At 69.2% G+C, this 15,524-nt stretch carries 15 protein-coding genes and 1 pseudogene; 6 read left to right on the top strand and 10 right to left on the bottom strand.

Translation table 11 applies throughout. The features are described from left to right. Together D5H75_RS39755 and D5H75_RS39750 are read left to right on the top strand one after the other, a co-directional pair. Entirely contained in the window at nt 1-483 is a 483-nt protein-coding gene (locus tag D5H75_RS39755) for a hypothetical protein (protein ID WP_119931808.1), read from the top strand. 417 nt (nt 484-900) lie between these two features. Next, a complete protein-coding gene (locus D5H75_RS39750) occupies nt 901-2,493 on the top strand; it encodes a hypothetical protein (RefSeq protein ID WP_119931807.1) in 1,593 nt (530 codons plus the stop codon). Nucleotides 2,494-2,583: 90 nt separating this feature from the next. Here D5H75_RS39750 and D5H75_RS39745 read toward each other — a convergent pair whose 3' ends face one another. From D5H75_RS39745 to D5H75_RS39730, 4 genes are all read right to left on the bottom strand, one after another. Next, the gene (locus tag D5H75_RS39745) at nt 2,584-2,817 is read right to left on the bottom strand and encodes a hypothetical protein (RefSeq protein ID WP_119931806.1); all 234 of its coding nucleotides are present in this window, start codon (nt 2,815-2,817) and stop codon (nt 2,584-2,586) included. Nucleotides 2,818-3,038: 221 nt separating this feature from the next. Next, nucleotides 3,039-3,818, bottom strand: a complete 780-nt coding sequence (locus tag D5H75_RS39740) for a ParA family protein (RefSeq protein ID WP_119931831.1) — start codon at nt 3,816-3,818, stop codon at nt 3,039-3,041. Between the two features lie 105 nt (nt 3,819-3,923). After that, complete coding sequence (locus D5H75_RS39735) at nt 3,924-4,601, bottom strand: nucleotide-binding protein (RefSeq protein ID WP_119931805.1); 678 nt, start codon at nt 4,599-4,601, stop codon at nt 3,924-3,926. 142 nt (nt 4,602-4,743) lie between these two features. Further along, on the bottom strand, nt 4,744-5,010 hold the full coding sequence (locus D5H75_RS39730; RefSeq protein WP_119931804.1) for a hypothetical protein: 267 nt from the start codon (nt 5,008-5,010) through the stop codon (nt 4,744-4,746). Nucleotides 5,011-5,396: 386 nt separating this feature from the next. Here D5H75_RS39730 and D5H75_RS39725 point away from each other — a divergent pair, with 386 nt between their 5' ends. Further along, nucleotides 5,397-6,305 carry a hypothetical protein gene (locus D5H75_RS39725; RefSeq protein ID WP_147425449.1) on the top strand — a complete coding sequence of 303 codons (909 nt, stop codon included), beginning with the start codon at nt 5,397-5,399 and terminating at the stop codon, nt 6,303-6,305. 324 nt (nt 6,306-6,629) lie between these two features. Here the strand turns inward: D5H75_RS39725 and D5H75_RS42485 are convergent, their stop codons facing one another. From D5H75_RS42485 to D5H75_RS39710, 5 genes are all read right to left on the bottom strand, one after another. After that, entirely contained in the window at nt 6,630-6,803 is a 174-nt protein-coding gene (locus D5H75_RS42485; protein WP_202638975.1) for a hypothetical protein, read from the bottom strand. A gap of 1 nt (nt 6,804) precedes the next feature. Then, nucleotides 6,805-7,338 carry an RNA polymerase sigma factor gene (locus D5H75_RS39720; RefSeq protein ID WP_202638974.1) on the bottom strand — a complete coding sequence of 178 codons (534 nt, stop codon included), beginning with the start codon at nt 7,336-7,338 and terminating at the stop codon, nt 6,805-6,807. Between the two features lie 277 nt (nt 7,339-7,615). Then, entirely contained in the window at nt 7,616-7,816 is a 201-nt protein-coding gene (locus tag D5H75_RS41095; protein WP_147425448.1) for a hypothetical protein, read from the bottom strand. Nucleotides 7,817-8,091: 275 nt separating this feature from the next. Then, nucleotides 8,092-8,286 (bottom strand): hypothetical protein, encoded by a 195-nt coding sequence (locus tag D5H75_RS39715; RefSeq protein ID WP_147425447.1) that lies wholly within the window; start codon nt 8,284-8,286, stop codon nt 8,092-8,094. A gap of 54 nt (nt 8,287-8,340) precedes the next feature. After that, nucleotides 8,341-9,864 (bottom strand): pentapeptide repeat-containing protein, encoded by a 1,524-nt coding sequence (locus tag D5H75_RS39710; RefSeq protein ID WP_147425446.1) that lies wholly within the window; start codon nt 9,862-9,864, stop codon nt 8,341-8,343. 741 nt (nt 9,865-10,605) lie between these two features. Here D5H75_RS39710 and D5H75_RS39705 point away from each other — a divergent pair. Together D5H75_RS39705 and D5H75_RS39700 are read left to right on the top strand one after the other, a co-directional pair. Next, entirely contained in the window at nt 10,606-11,355 is a 750-nt protein-coding gene (locus D5H75_RS39705) for a helix-turn-helix transcriptional regulator (protein WP_119931799.1), read from the top strand. A 701-nt stretch (nt 11,356-12,056) separates the two neighbouring features. Next, entirely contained in the window at nt 12,057-12,518 is a 462-nt protein-coding gene (locus D5H75_RS39700) for a hypothetical protein (protein ID WP_119931798.1), read from the top strand. A 570-nt stretch (nt 12,519-13,088) separates the two neighbouring features. On the opposite strand, the gene D5H75_RS39695 is transcribed toward D5H75_RS39700, so the two are convergent. After that, on the bottom strand, nt 13,089-13,469 hold the full coding sequence (locus D5H75_RS39695; RefSeq protein ID WP_202638973.1) for a TetR-like C-terminal domain-containing protein: 381 nt from the start codon (nt 13,467-13,469) through the stop codon (nt 13,089-13,091). Nucleotides 13,470-14,174: 705 nt separating this feature from the next. Between D5H75_RS39695 and D5H75_RS39690 the strand changes: the two are divergent. Then, nucleotides 14,175-15,524, top strand: a pseudogene (locus D5H75_RS39690) (hypothetical protein); the annotation flags it as partial.

Raw genomic sequence — 15,524 nt, 5'->3', positions numbered from 1 at the left:
ATGAACGCGCCCCTGTACCTCAACCCCAGCGACGAGTTCGACGCCAACGTCCCCGCCGAGATGGCCGCGCTGTCCGCGCTGATCGGCCAGCCCACGGGGACCGGCGACGGCACCCCCGCTGACCTGCTGATGACGCTGCGCGCCGTCCACGCCGAGATGACCCGCCGCCAGACCAGCCACCGCCTGCTGTACCTGAACATGCCCGACCAGGAACAGATCTCGGGGCTGTTCGGCGACCCCGGCCCGGACGGCATCGAGGCCACTCGGCTGGCCCGAGACATCCAAAACTACGGCTTCATGGTCGGCGTCGGCGTCTACGCCACCTACCCCCGCCCCCAGCCCACCGACCGCCCACGCTGCCGGGTGTGTGGCTGCACCGAGGACGCCCCGTGCCCCGGTGGCTGCGGGTGGGTGCGGGACCCACTCATGCTCGGCAACCTGTGCAGCGCCTGCCCCGCCGGCGAACAGGCCGCCGATGGCTGACCACCTCCGCGGGCCCTCGCCCACTTCCCCGGGCGAGGGCCTCGCTCTGTGTTTCAGGACGCCCTGCCCAAACGTTCCCGACACACTTCCCCGTGGGGGAGGGCCTCGATGGCCTGTCGTCGACGACACAGATTTTTTTGCTCTGGTGTATGGGCCGTGTATGGGCGTCCGTACACGGCCCATACACGGCCCATACATAGGTATGGGCCGTGTATGGGCGACACGCCGGACGGGCGTGTTGTCGTGGCACCACGAGGAGTTGCGGAGTAGACACGTGCCGGGTTCGCACGTCCCCGGACATGCGAACGGCCCGGTCAGTGACCGGGCCGACGCCGTCCCAAACCTGAAACAAACCCGTCCAGCGGCCTGGCCTGGCAACCGTTCGCTGATCGGGTCCGAGCGATTTGGAGGGGCCTAATGGCCCACATCGGCACTGTAACCCAGGCGGCCGACAGCAACCACGACCGCACCCCGGTGCGGACCGAACCAATACCCGGCGGGATCGTCCAGATCCCGCGATCGCTGCTCTACAGCACCGCGCACGGCGACGCGGCCGTGTGGGTGTGGTCGACGTACGAGACACTCATGGGCCACGGCATTGGCGGGCGCCTGCCCGCCATCGCCCGGCGCAAGGTGGTGGCCGCGGGGGCGGGTCTATCGACCACCGCCCTGGACGACGTGCGACGGGAGCTCCTGGCCGACCTGGACGGGGCCGGCCCCTACTTGGCGCGGTCGGCGCCCCGGGGCCGCAAGCGCAGCGTCTTGCACCTAGCGCTGCGCCTGCCGCGCGACACCGGCGAGGCCTGGGCGCCGGTCCCGGCCTGGACGCTGGACCTGATGTGGGCCGGGCGTCGGCGCCCGGCTGGGCGCGTCTCGCCAGGGGCCTGGCGGCTGTACGGCGTGCTGGTGGATCGGGCGCTGCGGAACGGTCCTGTCCCGCGTCGCCTGGAGGAGACCTACGCCCGCTTGGGGGAGTGCCTGGGCGTCTCGCCCGACACCATTCGGCGCCGTCTGCGCGAGCTGGAGACCGTGGGCTTGGCTGTGGTCGCCGGCGAGCGGGGCGGGTGGCTGCGGATCACGGTGTCGCTGCACCCGCAGGACGCCGAGCGGGCGGCCGCACGCTATGCCGAGTACGGCCGGGAGGAGGTCGCCCCCCGCCGGGACCCCGTGCAAATCGCGGCACTACCCCCTGGCACCTACCGGCACTCACCTCTGGCAGAATCCGGCACTCCTAAGGAGGCACCCACTCCCGAGGCACCCATTGAGGAGGCACCGGATGTTGCTTCCCCTCTCGGGAAGACCTCTCCCGCACGCGCGCGGGAAGCGGCCGCGGCTGACGCCGCGAAGCCCATCACCGGCAAAGGACGACCCACGCCGAGGCGGGCCCGCACCCGGGTCACGGCATCCGCTGCTGCCGTCTACCGGACCCTGCCCGCGGAGCTGACCTCGCGCATCCCCGAGCACGGCTCCCGCCGGGTGCTGGCCGCCATCGCCGCCGAACTGGCCCACCGCACCGGCGCCGAGCTCGCCGACCGCGCCGCCCGCAACTGGGCGCACTTCGCCGCACGGCTCGCCGCCGGCGAGCAGATCCGGGACGCGGCCGCGCTCGCCGTCCGGCTCGTCCGGCGCGGCCTGGCCTGTCCCGATGTGCGATGTGAGGACGGCCACCAGCTCGACCTGGATGCCGCATGCAAGGCCTGCGCGGCGATCACCGCCGATCATGCGGCCCTCAGCGGCGCTCTCAGCGCCGTACAGGCCTCAACCGGGGTCATGGGCCCCGAGACCCCCCCGGGGGCCGTCACGGACGATCTGAGCGGCTCCCGGGTGATCTCCCCCACTCCCACCCCGCCCACCTGGCGTGCGATGCCCCCGGCCGACACCGCCGCGGCCGTCGACCGTACCGCCCGCGGCCGTGCCCTCGCCCGCCGTCTGCTGACTGTTCGGGACCCCGCCGAACGCGAAGCCATACTCGCGGCCCACCAACAGGCCATTGCTGGCGCGACAGCATGAACATCCGCCCTCCTTTACACTGTAAAGGAGGGCGGATGTGGTGCCGTGTATGGAAGGTGTATGGGCGTGTATGGACGGTCCATACACTGCCTATGGGCCTTGTTCCGTACCGTCCAACGCACTGATCCGTTCGGCGAGCTGAGCCCGCTGGTCTTCAGTCAGCTTCGCGGTGACCTGAGGCACCTGTCCGGCTCCCGCCATGATCAGCGCCGATAGCGCCACGTGCTTGGGAATCTGACCGCCCAGTGCTTCCACCACCTGGCCGACCGCTTCCTCCATCGCCTCGGCGGCCTCCTGCGAGATGTAGTAGGACGTCCGCCGCATTCCCTTCGGATCCGGACGAGTACCGCTCTTCTTCGGGGCCGGCGGTTCGGGCGGCCGGGCCGGTGGCGGGAACGAGCCGAGCCCGGGCACCCCGCTCGACGCGGCCCCCACGGCTCCCGCCGCAGGGGCCGGCGGCGGTGTTCCTAGGCTGAACCGCTGCCGGAGCGTGGCGTCTGGATCGGTCCCCGAGGTGTCCGGGCCAGGCAGGCTGCGGGACGCGCTCACCGGGCCTCGATCTCCTTGGCCAGATTGCGGTACCACCCGGCGGCCTCGCTGTTGGGCGCGTGCTCCACGACAGGCTGGTGCAACCGCCACGCCTCACGCACCTCTTTCCGGTCCCCGATGACTTCCAGCAGGCGCAACGTCGGGTGATTCCTGTACGCCTCCAGGGTGGACGTGGCGATCCTGCCCCGGCGCGCGTCGTACTTGTTGGCAACCAGGCCGGCAATCGGCACCCGGATGCCCAGCACCGTCTGCAAGGTGTTGATCTGACGCAGCAGCAGGCGCAGCGCGTCCAGGGAAGAGTCCTCCGCCTCAACCGGAATCAGCACCCAGCCCTCGCGCTCGGCGTCCGTTCGAGCCGCCACCAGGGCGTCGTCGGTCAATGCACCGAGTGAAGGCGGACAGTCGATCAGGCAGTAGTCGAACGCCGGGCGCATCGCGTCCAGCAGGAGTGACAACAGGTACTCCCGGCCGGTCTTGGCGTACATCTGCGGTTCGAGCAAGAACATGTCCTCGCTGGTCGGTACGACCGTGAGGTTGTCCCGGTAGACCGTGACCAGCTCGGCGAGTTCCCCCGCCCACTGTCCGAGAAGGGCCTTGGCCATGTTGGCGTGTTCCGGCGCCGCCTGCAGTCCCAGCGCCTTCGTCAGGTGGCCCTGCGGGTCCAGGTCGATCAGCAGCACCCGTCGGCCGACCTCGGCCAGCGCGGCCCCCAGGTTGAGCGTGGTGGCGCTCTTGCCCACCCCACCCTTTTGATTCACCACAGCCACCGTTTTCATGGTCCGCAACACTACGCCCATACACCGCCCGTACACACGTCAGACACGGGTATGGGCGGTGTATGGGCGTGTATGGACCCGGTGTTGGGAGCCGGAGAACGCCTCCTAGCGGTCCGCAGAGCTGGGGCGAAGCTCGTGCCAGGCCTCTCGGTACAGGTCGGCGAAGACGTCCCAGCGCAGAGCGCCCCCGGCGAGCGCCGACTGGAGCGCGCGGGAGTGGGGAATCACGCTCTCCAGCGTCCGCACCCCCTGCGCGGCCGCGGCATGGCGAAGGTGGGCGACGTCGGCGGAGGGGCCGACTTGAGTAGCCAGGACGATTACCTCGGCCCGGGGATTGACGTACCGGATGCCGTCGATGTCGGCCCACTGCAAGCCGTAGGGCATGGGTCGGGGCGGCGCTGGGCGCGGTGACCAGGGTTCGGCGGGCGCGAGCTGGCGGAGCGGCCGCTGGGGCGGCGGCACCGGGATGACCACCATGTCGGCGGCGCAGACGGCGTCGCTCTGGTCACCCGGCGGCAGGTCGACCACGACGACTTCGCCGCCGGGAGCGCGGGCCGCGACCCAGCCCAGCACCTCGCTGGGTTCCCCGGCCAGGGCCTTGACCGGGGCCTGGAGCAGCTCGGCCAGCGCGACGACGTCGCGCACGACCGCTGTGGCGTAGCCCCCGCGGTCAGAGTCGATCAAGGTCACCGGGTGCTGATCGGCGGCCGCTGCGGCCGCCATGCCGAGGGCGGTCGTGGTGCGACCGGTTCCCCCCATGCCACCAGCTACGACCACGATCATCGACGTCCCCCGGAGACTCGGCTACGGGGCCAGCATGCCCGGCCCCGCTCGGCGAGGGCATCTCTCCCAGGGTGTCGGCGAGTCCGGCCTGTCGAGATCTGGATCTGCGCCCCAACGGCACGCACAGCCGACGCCGGCCCGGTTAGGAAGCGCGGCGGGGGAGTGGCCGGCCAGCGGCGTCGAACGCTGGGACCAGGCGGCAACCAGCCTCGTAGCCGGGGACCGGTGCGATCGCATCGCCGGGCAGCTCGAACTCCTCCACGATCATGATCTGCTTGTCGGCCAAGTCGACCGGGTCGCGGAAGCGCACCTGGCGGAGCACAGCTGTCCACCCGGCAGGGTGGCGCACCCAGCGCAGCAGGTGAGCGCGCTCGCCAGTGGCGAGGATCTGCACGAGCGCTGAGGTCATGGCCTCCCTCTGAAATAGAACCTATGAGCGATGGTAACGCTCGGCGAGGTTCCCGCCTGCTCGCGCCCGCGCGAGCAGGCCTCGCCCAGGGCGGTCATCCCGGAGAGCGCGGGACTGTGCTCCCGCCCCCCGCCGTATTCCGGTGCCATCCCCTATACGCGCGGACGCGCGCCCGACGCCCGTCCGCGCGCGCCTACGCAGGTACGCGCGCAGGTATCCGCGTACCTGCGTGCGAGCTGGCCCACCCCGGCGCGATCGTCCGGCCCTTCGTGCGTCCATGCGTCCCTATGCGTCCCGGACGCGTTCGCGCTCGCGTGCGTGCTGGGGCCCGCCTGGCCTGCGCAGGGCCCGGGACATGTGGGGAGTCCCGATCTACTCTCCCGGATATGGCTGCGAAACGCCCCAATCCCAAGAAGGACAAGTCGGCGCGTCGGCGTCGTGGTCCCAAGCCTGGCGCGTTCTCGCTCGGCGTGCTGGACCCGAGCAATGCGGGGCTGGCGCAGTTCAGCGCCGGCGACACGCCCCCAGAAGCGGTCATGCCGGTCTTCCTCGCCATGACTTGGGCGGGATCACAGTCGGGGCAGCGCGCGAATCGCTGTGTGGACGCCTGTCGGACGCTGGGGTACGCCCTCGGGGAGATCGGCGTCGTCACCGAGTTGCGGGCGACCGAGGTCATCGTCCATGACCGGCGAACCGGCGCGATGACCCGATGCGCTCCGGAGATGCCGACCTGGCGGGATGTTGAGCCGCTTCCCGAGCTGAACGGCCACTGCATCCTGACGCTGCCCGAACAGGGCCGGTGGATCGATGCGACGATCGAGCAATTCCCGGGCGTCCGGGGAGGACCGGCGGTGGGCCGGTGCGGCGGGATCGTCGATCCCCGCACCGGCGCTGTGATGGCCGGCGACGCGCTCGGGCCCCGCCTGCCGCAAGGGGCGCACGTGGCGATTGGCCGCGGGCATCTGATGCTGCTCTACACGCTGTCCCCCGACGAGGCAAGCGCCCGCATCACCGGACACCACATGATCCGGCACACCGCCGAGGAACATCGCCGCACGGGCCTTAACCTGCTCTCGGTGGTCCTGGCCCGCGCCGGCGAGTCCGCGCATCTGGCGGCCCTCCTGCGCACGACGCCCCACCCGCGCCTGCACGCCCTGCTGGACGCGCTTGCAGGCACCTCCCTGCGGCGCGCAGCCAATGGCGACGCTCTGTTCGACCTCGGCGACGGGCATGCCGTACGGCTGGACGAGTTCGACCTGCCCGCCGACACCCCTTCCCCCGTGACCCCGGCCTGACGTACCGCTCCCCCTGAATGTCGGGTTGCCCAGAGGTCGGTTGCCATGGGGCTGACCTGAACTTCCGGACACCAATGCCCCTCCCAGTTAACCGGGAGGGGCGTCAGGGGGTGTTCGGGGGGCTATCGGGTGGGGTGATCGCCGTCGGACTGGCGGAGAGTGGTCCTCCTCCGTCCTGGGCGGCGATCAGAGGCCCTAAGCGACGGTTGAGCGCGGCGCTGGCGGCCGCGGCCACCTGTCCAGGGTCGGCGCGAAGGAGCTGAAGCCGAGGAATGGCCGCCTCGCAGGGGCGGCCATTTCCTTCTGCTGTGGCATCAAGGCAGATCAGCGCGCGGAAGCCCGTCCGGGCTCGTTCGCGTCGGCCTGCCGCTCGGTGGCCTGACGATGGAGTTCGGCGAGAGCTTGCTCGACGTCGACCGCGGCCTCCAGGGACGTCAGCAGGGAGGCCGAGGCTCGCTGGAGCAGCTGGTCGAGCGTGATGTCGGCGTTGCTTTCCATCTCATTCCTCCTCCCGGGCCGTGTTGCGGTTGCGGGCGAGCTGGCTCTTGAGGGACGCGCGGGCGTGCCGCAGGTGCGACCGGACGGTGGCGGGCTTCTGGTTGGTGGCCTTGGCGATCTGGCTCGGGGTGTAACCGTCGAGGGTCCAGGCCATCACCTCCCGCTGTTCGAGCGGGAGCGTGCGGAGCATCTGCATGACGCTCTCGACCTCGGCGGCGAAGCTGACGAACGGGGAGCGGAGCTGCTCGGGGACCCAGGCACGCTTGGCGGCCTCCTGGTCCCGTTTGGCCTTGCCGATGCGGCGCATGAAGATGGTCTTGGCCGCGGCGCGGGCGTAGGCCTGAGGCTCGTCTACGAAACGCCACTTGTTCAGGACCGCCAGCATGGCCTCCTGGGCGACATCCCGGGCGTCCTCGACGGAGGCCCCCAGGTGCAGGAGGAAGCGGGTCAGCGTCGTCAGGTCGCTGCGGTAGTAGTCGTCGAACGAGTCAGTCCGCTCGAGGGTGGCGAACTCGAACTCGGTGGCTTTGAACATGGGTCGCGTCCCTTCTGTAGAGCCCAGCATGGGGGCCTGTTTCGGCGGGTCATGTGCGTCCTCCTTCGACGTGGGGTTCGCTCGTCCCCATGGTGATCGCGTGATCACGCGGTTCCTTGGTTGGAATCCTCGCCCACGTCAGGCGCTCTAGGCTCCGGAGGGGTCCCGGGGCGTCGAGCGCCGCTGAGCGAGGGATTCGCGGCGTTAGTGTCGCCGGGAAGGCCGATCGTGCAATTCCGCCACCAAGATTTTTTGGAGCGGCGCACGAGGGAGGGTTCTATCTGCGACGACGGGCGAGGACGGCAAACCCGAACGCGGCCACGGTGGCGATCGCCGTGATGGTGACCGAGCCGGAGGTCGCATACGCGGCGGGGATCCCGACCAGCGCCGTGTTCGCCACAGCCATCAGCCGTGACGATCCCGTGTCACTGTCCTGCTGCGCTCCATGATCCTTCGGGGGTGGGGTCTGCTCAGGCACGCCTTGCTCCTCGAGTCGATGACGTGAAAAGGAAGTGCGCAGCGGGGCAGGAGCGTGCAATTCCTCCGTACCCGCGTAGGCGCGCACGAACTGGCCCGCGCCGCCGCGATTGCCCGGCCCTTCGTGTGCGTCCGTGCGTCCCGGACGCACCCGCACTCGCGTACGGGGCGCCACGCCCGCGCCTGTAGGAGCACCAAACTCTTGGATGTCGGGGCGGCGATGTGCTGGTTGCCATAGGGCTGACCTAGGGCACGGCGTGCCGATGCCCCTCCCACTTAGGTGGGAGGGGCATCGGGAGGGCTGGCCGGGGGACTATCGGGCGGGGCGCTGGCGATGACCTCCACGACGATGCGGCCGCCCCCGCTGCGGGTCGTCTCGGTGAGCAGGGCGGTCATCCGCCTTGCACGTACGCTGCTGGTGGCGATATCGAGCGCCGCGATGACCGGCACCAGGTCGACCACAAGCGTCACGTCCCCGAGCTCGGCCGGAGGAGTCGGCGCGCCCTGGTCGCCGACGGGAAGCCATCACGGTCCTGCTTCCGTCTGTTCTTCTGGTGTCTTCGTTTCCTCCTGGCGTGGGCCTGGGTTGGTACGGCGGAGTACCTCGCTCCCGTCTGCAGGCTCTACATGCCACCCTGCGGGCCACACCCTCGTGCCCGACCCGCGCACCTCGGCGCCAGTCAGCTCTACGCGTTGGACTCCGTGGGTCTCACTCACGTCGAGACTGCTGTGGAAGATCGCATTCTCGAACCGGGCCTCGTCAGAGAAGGTCGCAAAGTCAAAGGCTGCCTTGTCGGAGAAGGTTGCCTCCTTAAAGCCGGCCTGGCCCGAGAAGGTTGCCGAGTCAAAGTGCGCGCCGCAGGAGAAGACCGCCGCGCCAAAGTTGGCCATGTCGGAGAACGTCGTCCTGAGGAACCAGGCTTCGTTGAAGAAGGTCGTCCTGAGGAACCAGGCCTCCCCGGAGAAGGTCGCCCCGGCGAACCGGGCAGTGTGGGAGAAGGTCGCCGCGTCAAAGCTGACCATGTCGGAGAAGGCCGCTGCGTCAAAGTTGGCCTTGCCCGAGAAGGTCACCAGGTCAAAGTCTGCTCTGCTGGAGAAGGTTGCCTCCTTAAAGCCGGCCTGGCCGGAGAAGGTCGCCGTGCCAAAGCTGGCCTCGCTCAAGAAGGTCGCCGCGTCAAAGCTGGCCTTGCCCGAGAAGGTTGCCCTTTCGAAACGGGCGGCGTGGGTGAAGGTCGCGTGGGTGAAGATCACGTCGGTGATCTGGCAGCCGGTGAAGTCCGCGTCGAGCAGGGTGGCACCGGTCAGGTCCAGGCGCGTGCCGGGCCAGAACCGGCTGGGATGCGGGGGCCGGCGTCGCTGCCACCGGCGGGAGGACGGGGCAGGGTCTGGAGGACGTAGGTGGGTGGTGAGGATGCGTTCGGCGGTCAGCCGGACCTGGCGCTCCTCGTGGGAGTCGGTGCCCGGGGCGGCATGGCGGCCGGTGCCGCGGGTGCGGGCGGCGCGCTGGGCGGAGCGGATCTTCTCGTGCGCGCTGGGATCTCGGGGCGGGTCGTACGGCATGCGCAGGTAGGCGCAGATCACGTCCACGATGGTCTGCCGGTGGCCGGGGTTGTCCTGGGCCAGGCGCTCGAGCGCGTACAGGCCGCCCAGGCGGACTGGGGCCTTGGCGTTGCCGAGCTGCTCGACCGCCTTGGTGTACAGCTCCGTGACGCGCCGCTCGGTCGCGTCGTGGGTGGCGTGCGCGGCCGCGATCTCCTGGTGCCGCTGCCGGCGGAACGCCAGCATCAGCGCGATCGCCGCGCCGAGACCAGTGCCGGCCGCCAGCGCGGTGCGCACGATCTCCACCCGGGCGGTGGCCAATGCCGCGCCGGGCAGCGCGGGTAGCGCCGCCAGCAGCCACCAGGCGGTCAGACCGATTGCGCCGCCGATGCCCAGCGCGGCCGGGACGATCCACCACAGCGCCGGCCGCGGTTCCCGCACCGGCGCCGAGGCCGGCTCCGCCTTCTCCAGGCCGCCCGCCCGCGCGCGGGGCACCCATCGCAGTCCCATGCCACTCATCCCACCGCGAAACGGGATCTCCCTCGACGAGATCGCCCATCTTCACCGGCCGGCGCCCGGCCCGCTCTGCTACGGCTCGCCGTCGACGGCTGGAAGCGCGTCCGAACCCGGGACCGTATTACCTGCCGGTAACACGTCAGTACTGCAATTCTGCCTGGTGAGAAAGCGGCGTCTACCTGGGCAAATGCGACAGCGCTCCCGGGCTGGCGTCGATTCCGTCCCGGATGTCCGAATATCCGGGCCGCTCTGCATGACCATGCAGCCCGCCACCTGGGCCCATCTCCGCCCCACCCTGTGCAAATCGTGACGAGAGGTGCACTCGGCGCTAAGATCACCCTGCGCCTGGGGTAGCGCGGGGCCGGGTCGCCTGCCGGAGAGCAGGCGCCCGGCCCCGTCCGCGTTCCGGTGGACCAGGAGTAGACCGCAGGTGGTCCGAAAACTCACCTCAGCTTGGCCTCGGGCAGGCCGCGCTCTCGAAAGCGCGGCATCGGCTCGCCGGCCAGATGCTCCATGCCGCGATCGCGAAAAATCGCACGCCTTCTTTGCGATCACTCTCAGTGACCTGCACAGTGCTGGCGCGACCCCGTACGAAGAAAACCTGTTTGTGGCCACTGGCGCACATCAGGCCACCTTCTTGGTGGACACCGCGTTGTCACGCCCGCATCCTCTGTATTCCCAGAGTCGAGTGTCGGCTCGGTGTACAGAGAGCAAGCAGGGGCGAAGGAGGACTGAGTGGGGAGGAAGATCACGCTCGACCAGATGGTCTGGCCCCTGGAACAACAAATGCGCGATCGCGAGCTGAGCCAGGCTCAGCTCGCGATCCGGGTCGGGCGTGACCGCTCCCGGATCTCACGTGCGCTCTCCGGCCGGGAGATGCCGGCACGTGAATTGCTCATAGACATCGCCCGGGTGCTCGATCTCGATGTTGAGCAGACACTGCAGCAGTGGCAGGAAGTCGACGCGGCGCGGCGTCAGGCGCGCCTGTCCCGGGCCGGGGGAGGTCCTCCAGATGGCCTATGGACGTACGACGCGTTTCTGTGCGCCCTGCGCAACCTCCTGCGAGAGCGCCGCATCTCTCACCGAGAGCTGGCGCAGCGCGACCTCAGCGGACTTCTGAAGCGGTCGACCGTCGGCGCGGTCCTTCGCGGTGAACGCAGTGCCAGGTGGAAGGTGGTGGCCGCGATCGTGCAGGTCTGCCAAGTCAGCGAGGTGGCGGCCAGAGCGTGGCATGCCGCCTGGGTGGAGGTGGGGAAGCCTCACCAGCGAGAGCTGCATGAGCGGCGTCGTGAGGGGTTGGCCCGCCGGCGGCGCGCCGAGGCGCTGAGGGCCTTGGCCAAGGCGCGTCGGACTCGCGGAGTTGAAGGAGCGCAAATCATGATCGAATTTCCGGAGATTCCCGAAGAAGCGTCCTCGGAATCAATTCGGAAAGATATTCGGTCGAGCCTAAAAACGGCTATGAGTCAGGATAGAAAGGCGGGTTGAATCGCTTCGGCTTGCGGGGAAACCGGTACGCCGCACGGACCTGTAGGCTGTCGCTACAGGTTACTCCCTCCCCTTCTGATTGGATCACCGGGCCCGGGATCCAACCCGGAGAAATGGGGAGAAGATGGGGAAACCTCGCAAGAAGAGGAAAAGCGGGAAGAAGCGGACGTGCTCGTGCGCGGCAGGAGACCGGGCTCCGAGCACCTGGATCCAGCGCATTCTCGCGACGGACGCGGCCGTGAGGCTGTGGACGTGGGCCGACGAGCGGAGCTGGCCCTGGGAGTAGCCCCACTAAGAACTCTCCCAGGCGCCACACTCGTCACCCTGTTAAGGAGGTGATAGCTGCCCGGGCGGTGCTCCCCACCGCCTGGGCCTCCTTCTTAGCGTCCGAACACCCGCGTTGCCACGGGAGTTAAATGACTGTCGCTAAGTACCCCCACAATACACGGCTTGTAGCACGACTACATTGGCTGGGATCATCCCGGGTGCGCAAAGAACGACTTGCCCGTGCGGCGCTCCGAGCGCCAGCAGAGACGTCATCTTCGGCAGCCGACGACAGTGCCGAAGTAGTGAGTCCCAGGGATGGGACCGCGGGGTGCACACAGAAAAACACGGGACCACGGAGGGCCCGTGGTCCCGTGTCATGATCGGGGCTGGATGCCCGGGCCGCCCAGCAGCGCTACGGCGCCGCCGAGACCGCGATGACCGATCAGGTCGTGCGGGACTGGCTGACCGCCGACCCCGACCGGCCCGCCGAGCACGGCCCCGCCGGCGCCGCCGAGCGCCTGGACCGCTGGCTCGCCGACCGCCTGCCCCCCGGCGACCCGCTGACCGCCCAGCCCGGGGTGCGCGAGCGCGCTGTCTCCGCCGGCCTGGTCCCGGCCGACTTGGCCGAGCAGACCATGCTGCTCACCCGCGCCGCCGCCCTGCTGGCCGCGCACGGCCCCGACCGGCCCGGGCACGCCGAGCTGCAGCGCGGCTACGCCCGCCGCGCGGTCCAGTTGCACGAGGGCCTGGCCGCCGCCGAGGCCGCCCGCCCCGGCTCCACCGGCACCCCGCCCGCCGCGCTCGCCGAGCAGTTGGCCGCCGCCCGCGCCCGCCTGGCCGAGCTCGACGCCAGGGGCGCAGCGAGCTCGACGCCAGGGGCGCAGCAAGATAACTAATCAGGGCCCCTGATCTCGGCGGCCGCCGCCCCCACTGCACGTACAGCCACCAAAAAAGGGGCGCCTAGTGCGCCCCCCTCCGTACTTCGCCATCCACAGGCCAGCACACCGAGGCATTGCAATGTGACGGCCCGATGTCGGCCGCCCTCGCCGCCGAGCGTGCCGTACGGAGGCCTCGCCGGCGTCAAGGGCGCTGCGCGTCGGGCTACGCCCATCGGCCTGCGGCCGACCCTTGACCCCGCCGAGCCCGTACGGCGGGACGACGCTCGCGAGGGCGAGAGGAAGGGGCGGGGGAGGAATCGATCACGCAGAGTGCTGTATCCAGATGGTCCCGCTCTATCCAAATGATCATGATCACACCGAGGCATATACGTTCCGCCTGCTCAGAGGCCAGCCCTCCCTGGCTCACCCTCCGTCACCATCACACCCTTGCATTACCGAAATGATCAAGCTCGGGGTGGGGGCAAGCACCTCTTGCCCCGGGGGCAAGCTGGTCTTGCCCTTCGGCCTGTCGGTAAGGCTGACTCCACCAGCCGCCATGTGTGATGTTTTCGCAGGTGGACAGCGGTGTCAGATTGCCAGCGCGGCGATGATCTTGTCGGTGAGGCGTTGCATGCGTTCCGGGTCGGGTGCGGCCTGAATGATGCTGACGCGCCAGTAGAGGGGCCCGGCCAGGAAGTCCAGACCCAGTTCGATGTCGGTGCCGGCAGGCAGTTCGCCGCGCTCGACGGCGCGGTGAAGGATCGCGGCAACCTTGTTACGGCGCGCGCCGCCCACCTGTTCCCTCAATACCGCCGCCACCTCGGGCGAGCGGGTCGCTTCGGCGAACATGTCGGGGACGATCCTGGATACCCGCCGATCCTCTCCCCGGGCTGTACAACCCCGGAGAACACCCCAAGCCGCGAGCGGGCCCTCTCCGCCGGCCTGATCCCGGCCGACCTGGCCGACCACACCATGCGGAATCAGCGGTGGGGTGGAGGAGGATCATCCGGGGCGTCATCGCGGGTGCTGGTGGAGGAGCGGGGCGGGCGGCGGACCCATGGAATGAGGGCGGCGGCCAGATTCAGAAGCGAGGTGATCACAGGAATCCAAGGCAAGAACTGCTGCATCTCAGGGTCTTCCTTGTATGTGGCCAGAGTGTCCGGTGGTGAGACGACCCCTTATGCCAGTCGGGGACTAGGGGATCCGGCCGCAGATGCGGAGCAGGTCGGGCATTTGGGCTGCGGGATAGGGCGAGGCGAGGCAAGCTGAGCTGTATCTCCGCGGAGGGAGGGCCAAGGCCGGGCAAGGGGTGTCCGGGCCATCCGTCGTCCTCCGCTCGGACAGCCGGCGTCGGCGAAAGGAGCGGGTTCGGTGGCTGCCGATTCCCCTGCCGATGACCTGGCACAGGTACAGACCCTCGATGAGTTCATCACAGCGCTCCGGGGGCTGCGGGGGAATCGCTCGTACGCCGCTTTGGACCGCGCGGCAAAGGAGGCAGTGCCAGATGGGCGACTGCCATCTAGCACGCTCAGTGATCTATTAACGTTCGGGCGGTGCAACTCCGAGACCCTGGAGATGTACCTACGGGCGTGCGGGGAGCCGCGGGAACGGTGGCTAGCCTGGCAATCCGCTCGCCAGCGCGTGGCGGATGTCGCCCCCCCAGATGCAGGGCTTGTGCAGGTCATGCACGCGGATCCACGACGGCTGGGGGTGCACGCCGCCATCGAAGTGCCCGACGAGACCGCCGGCGAGTTGCCGCTATACGTTGACCGGGACACCGATCTCGAACCTTGCGGTGTCCGTGCCCTGATCCGGCAGGCCGCGAAAGAGTACCGTAACCACCATCGGCGTCTGGCGTTAGCGAAACAGTCCTCCACCCGGGGTGGGTTCGTGCTGCTGATCGGCGGCTCCTCAGTAGGCAAGACCCGCACCGCCATTGAGGCCTTGCGTGCGGTGATTCCCAACTGGTGGTTGCTCCGCCCGAACGATGCTCATCACGTTCGCCGGGTCGCCGAAAATCCGCCCCGGCACCTCGTGGTGTGGCTGGACGAACTGCAGAACTTCCTCGGCCGCCCGGACGGCTTGACCGCTGCCACAGCCCGGGCATTGATGGACAACGGCGCCGTACTTGTCGGCACGTTGTGGTCTGTGCGGTACCAGGCTTACACCGCCCTCCCCTCGAGCGGTCAGCCGGACGTATGTGGCAACGATCGGGAGCTGCTGCGCTTGGCCGAGAAGGTCCACCTGGACAAGGACTTCACTCGGTCCGAACAAGAGCGCGCCCATGAGGTTGCGGAGGCGGGGGACCAGCGCGTCGCAACGGCCCTGAAATCGAAGGATTACGGGTTAACACAGGTTATGGCTGCTGGCCCTAACCTGGTGGCGGCCTGGCGCAACGCCGACCCCTACGCCGGTGCCGTCCTCAACGCTGCCATTGACGCCACCCGTCTCGGTGTTCAGTCTCCTCTCAACGCGGAGCTGCTTCGTGCAGCCGCGCCCGGCTATTGCGACCCCTCCCACCGCGCCACCGCACCTTCAAACTGGTTTGAGGCCGCCTTGGCCTATGCCACGGCCCGGCACAACGGAGCTGCGGCCCTGACCCCGCTCGCCCCGCCCGACACCATGGGGCAAATCAGCGGCTACCGCGTGGCCGAATACCTCCAGCAACATGCAGGCCACGAGCGACGCGACGCCACAGTGCCCGACACTTGCTGGCAGGCGCTCACCGATCACCTCACAGATCCTCATGACCAAACCCGGGTAGGGGCCGCGGCAGATGAACGACTCCTATTCCCCTATGCCGAATCTCTCTATCGCAAGGCCGCTCGCGACAACTCCTCCTACGCCGCGCGCCAGTTGGTGGAGCTGCTCGCGGGGCGGGGGCGGGAGGAAGAGGCCATCGAGTTCCTGCACCACCATGTCGATGATGGTGACCCCTACGCTGCCCGCCGGTTGGTGGAACTGCTAGCGGATCAAGGGCGGGAGGAGGACCTGCGTGCCCTCGCCGAGGCCGGCAACTCCTAC

The sequence above is a fragment of the Bailinhaonella thermotolerans genome (assembly GCF_003594875.1).
GTDB lineage: Bacteria > Actinomycetota > Actinomycetes > Streptosporangiales > Streptosporangiaceae > Bailinhaonella > Bailinhaonella thermotolerans.
Note: the sequence above shows the minus strand (reverse complement) of the source record. Positions and strands in the feature narration are given on the sequence as shown.

Excerpts from the sequence above, each read along its gene's own strand:
- D5H75_RS39755 (WP_119931808.1), top strand. The coding sequence starts at position 1 with ATGAACGCGCCCCTGTACCTCAACCCCAGCGACGAGTTCGACGCCAAC.
- D5H75_RS39750 (WP_119931807.1), top strand. The coding sequence starts at position 901 with ATGGCCCACATCGGCACTGTAACCCAGGCGGCCGACAGCAACCACGAC.
- D5H75_RS39745 (WP_119931806.1), bottom strand. The coding sequence starts at position 2,817 with ATGCGGCGGACGTCCTACTACATCTCGCAGGAGGCCGCCGAGGCGATG.
- D5H75_RS39740 (WP_119931831.1), bottom strand. The coding sequence starts at position 3,818 with ATGAAAACGGTGGCTGTGGTGAATCAAAAGGGTGGGGTGGGCAAGAGC.
- D5H75_RS39735 (WP_119931805.1), bottom strand. The coding sequence starts at position 4,601 with ATGATCGTGGTCGTAGCTGGTGGCATGGGGGGAACCGGTCGCACCACG.
- D5H75_RS39730 (WP_119931804.1), bottom strand. The coding sequence starts at position 5,010 with ATGACCTCAGCGCTCGTGCAGATCCTCGCCACTGGCGAGCGCGCTCAC.
- D5H75_RS39725 (WP_147425449.1), top strand. The coding sequence starts at position 5,397 with ATGGCTGCGAAACGCCCCAATCCCAAGAAGGACAAGTCGGCGCGTCGG.
- D5H75_RS42485 (WP_202638975.1), bottom strand. The coding sequence starts at position 6,803 with ATGGAAAGCAACGCCGACATCACGCTCGACCAGCTGCTCCAGCGAGCC.
- D5H75_RS39720 (WP_202638974.1), bottom strand. The coding sequence starts at position 7,338 with ATGTTCAAAGCCACCGAGTTCGAGTTCGCCACCCTCGAGCGGACTGAC.
- D5H75_RS39710 (WP_147425446.1), bottom strand. The coding sequence starts at position 9,864 with ATGGGACTGCGATGGGTGCCCCGCGCGCGGGCGGGCGGCCTGGAGAAG.
- D5H75_RS39700 (WP_119931798.1), top strand. The coding sequence starts at position 12,057 with ATGACCGATCAGGTCGTGCGGGACTGGCTGACCGCCGACCCCGACCGG.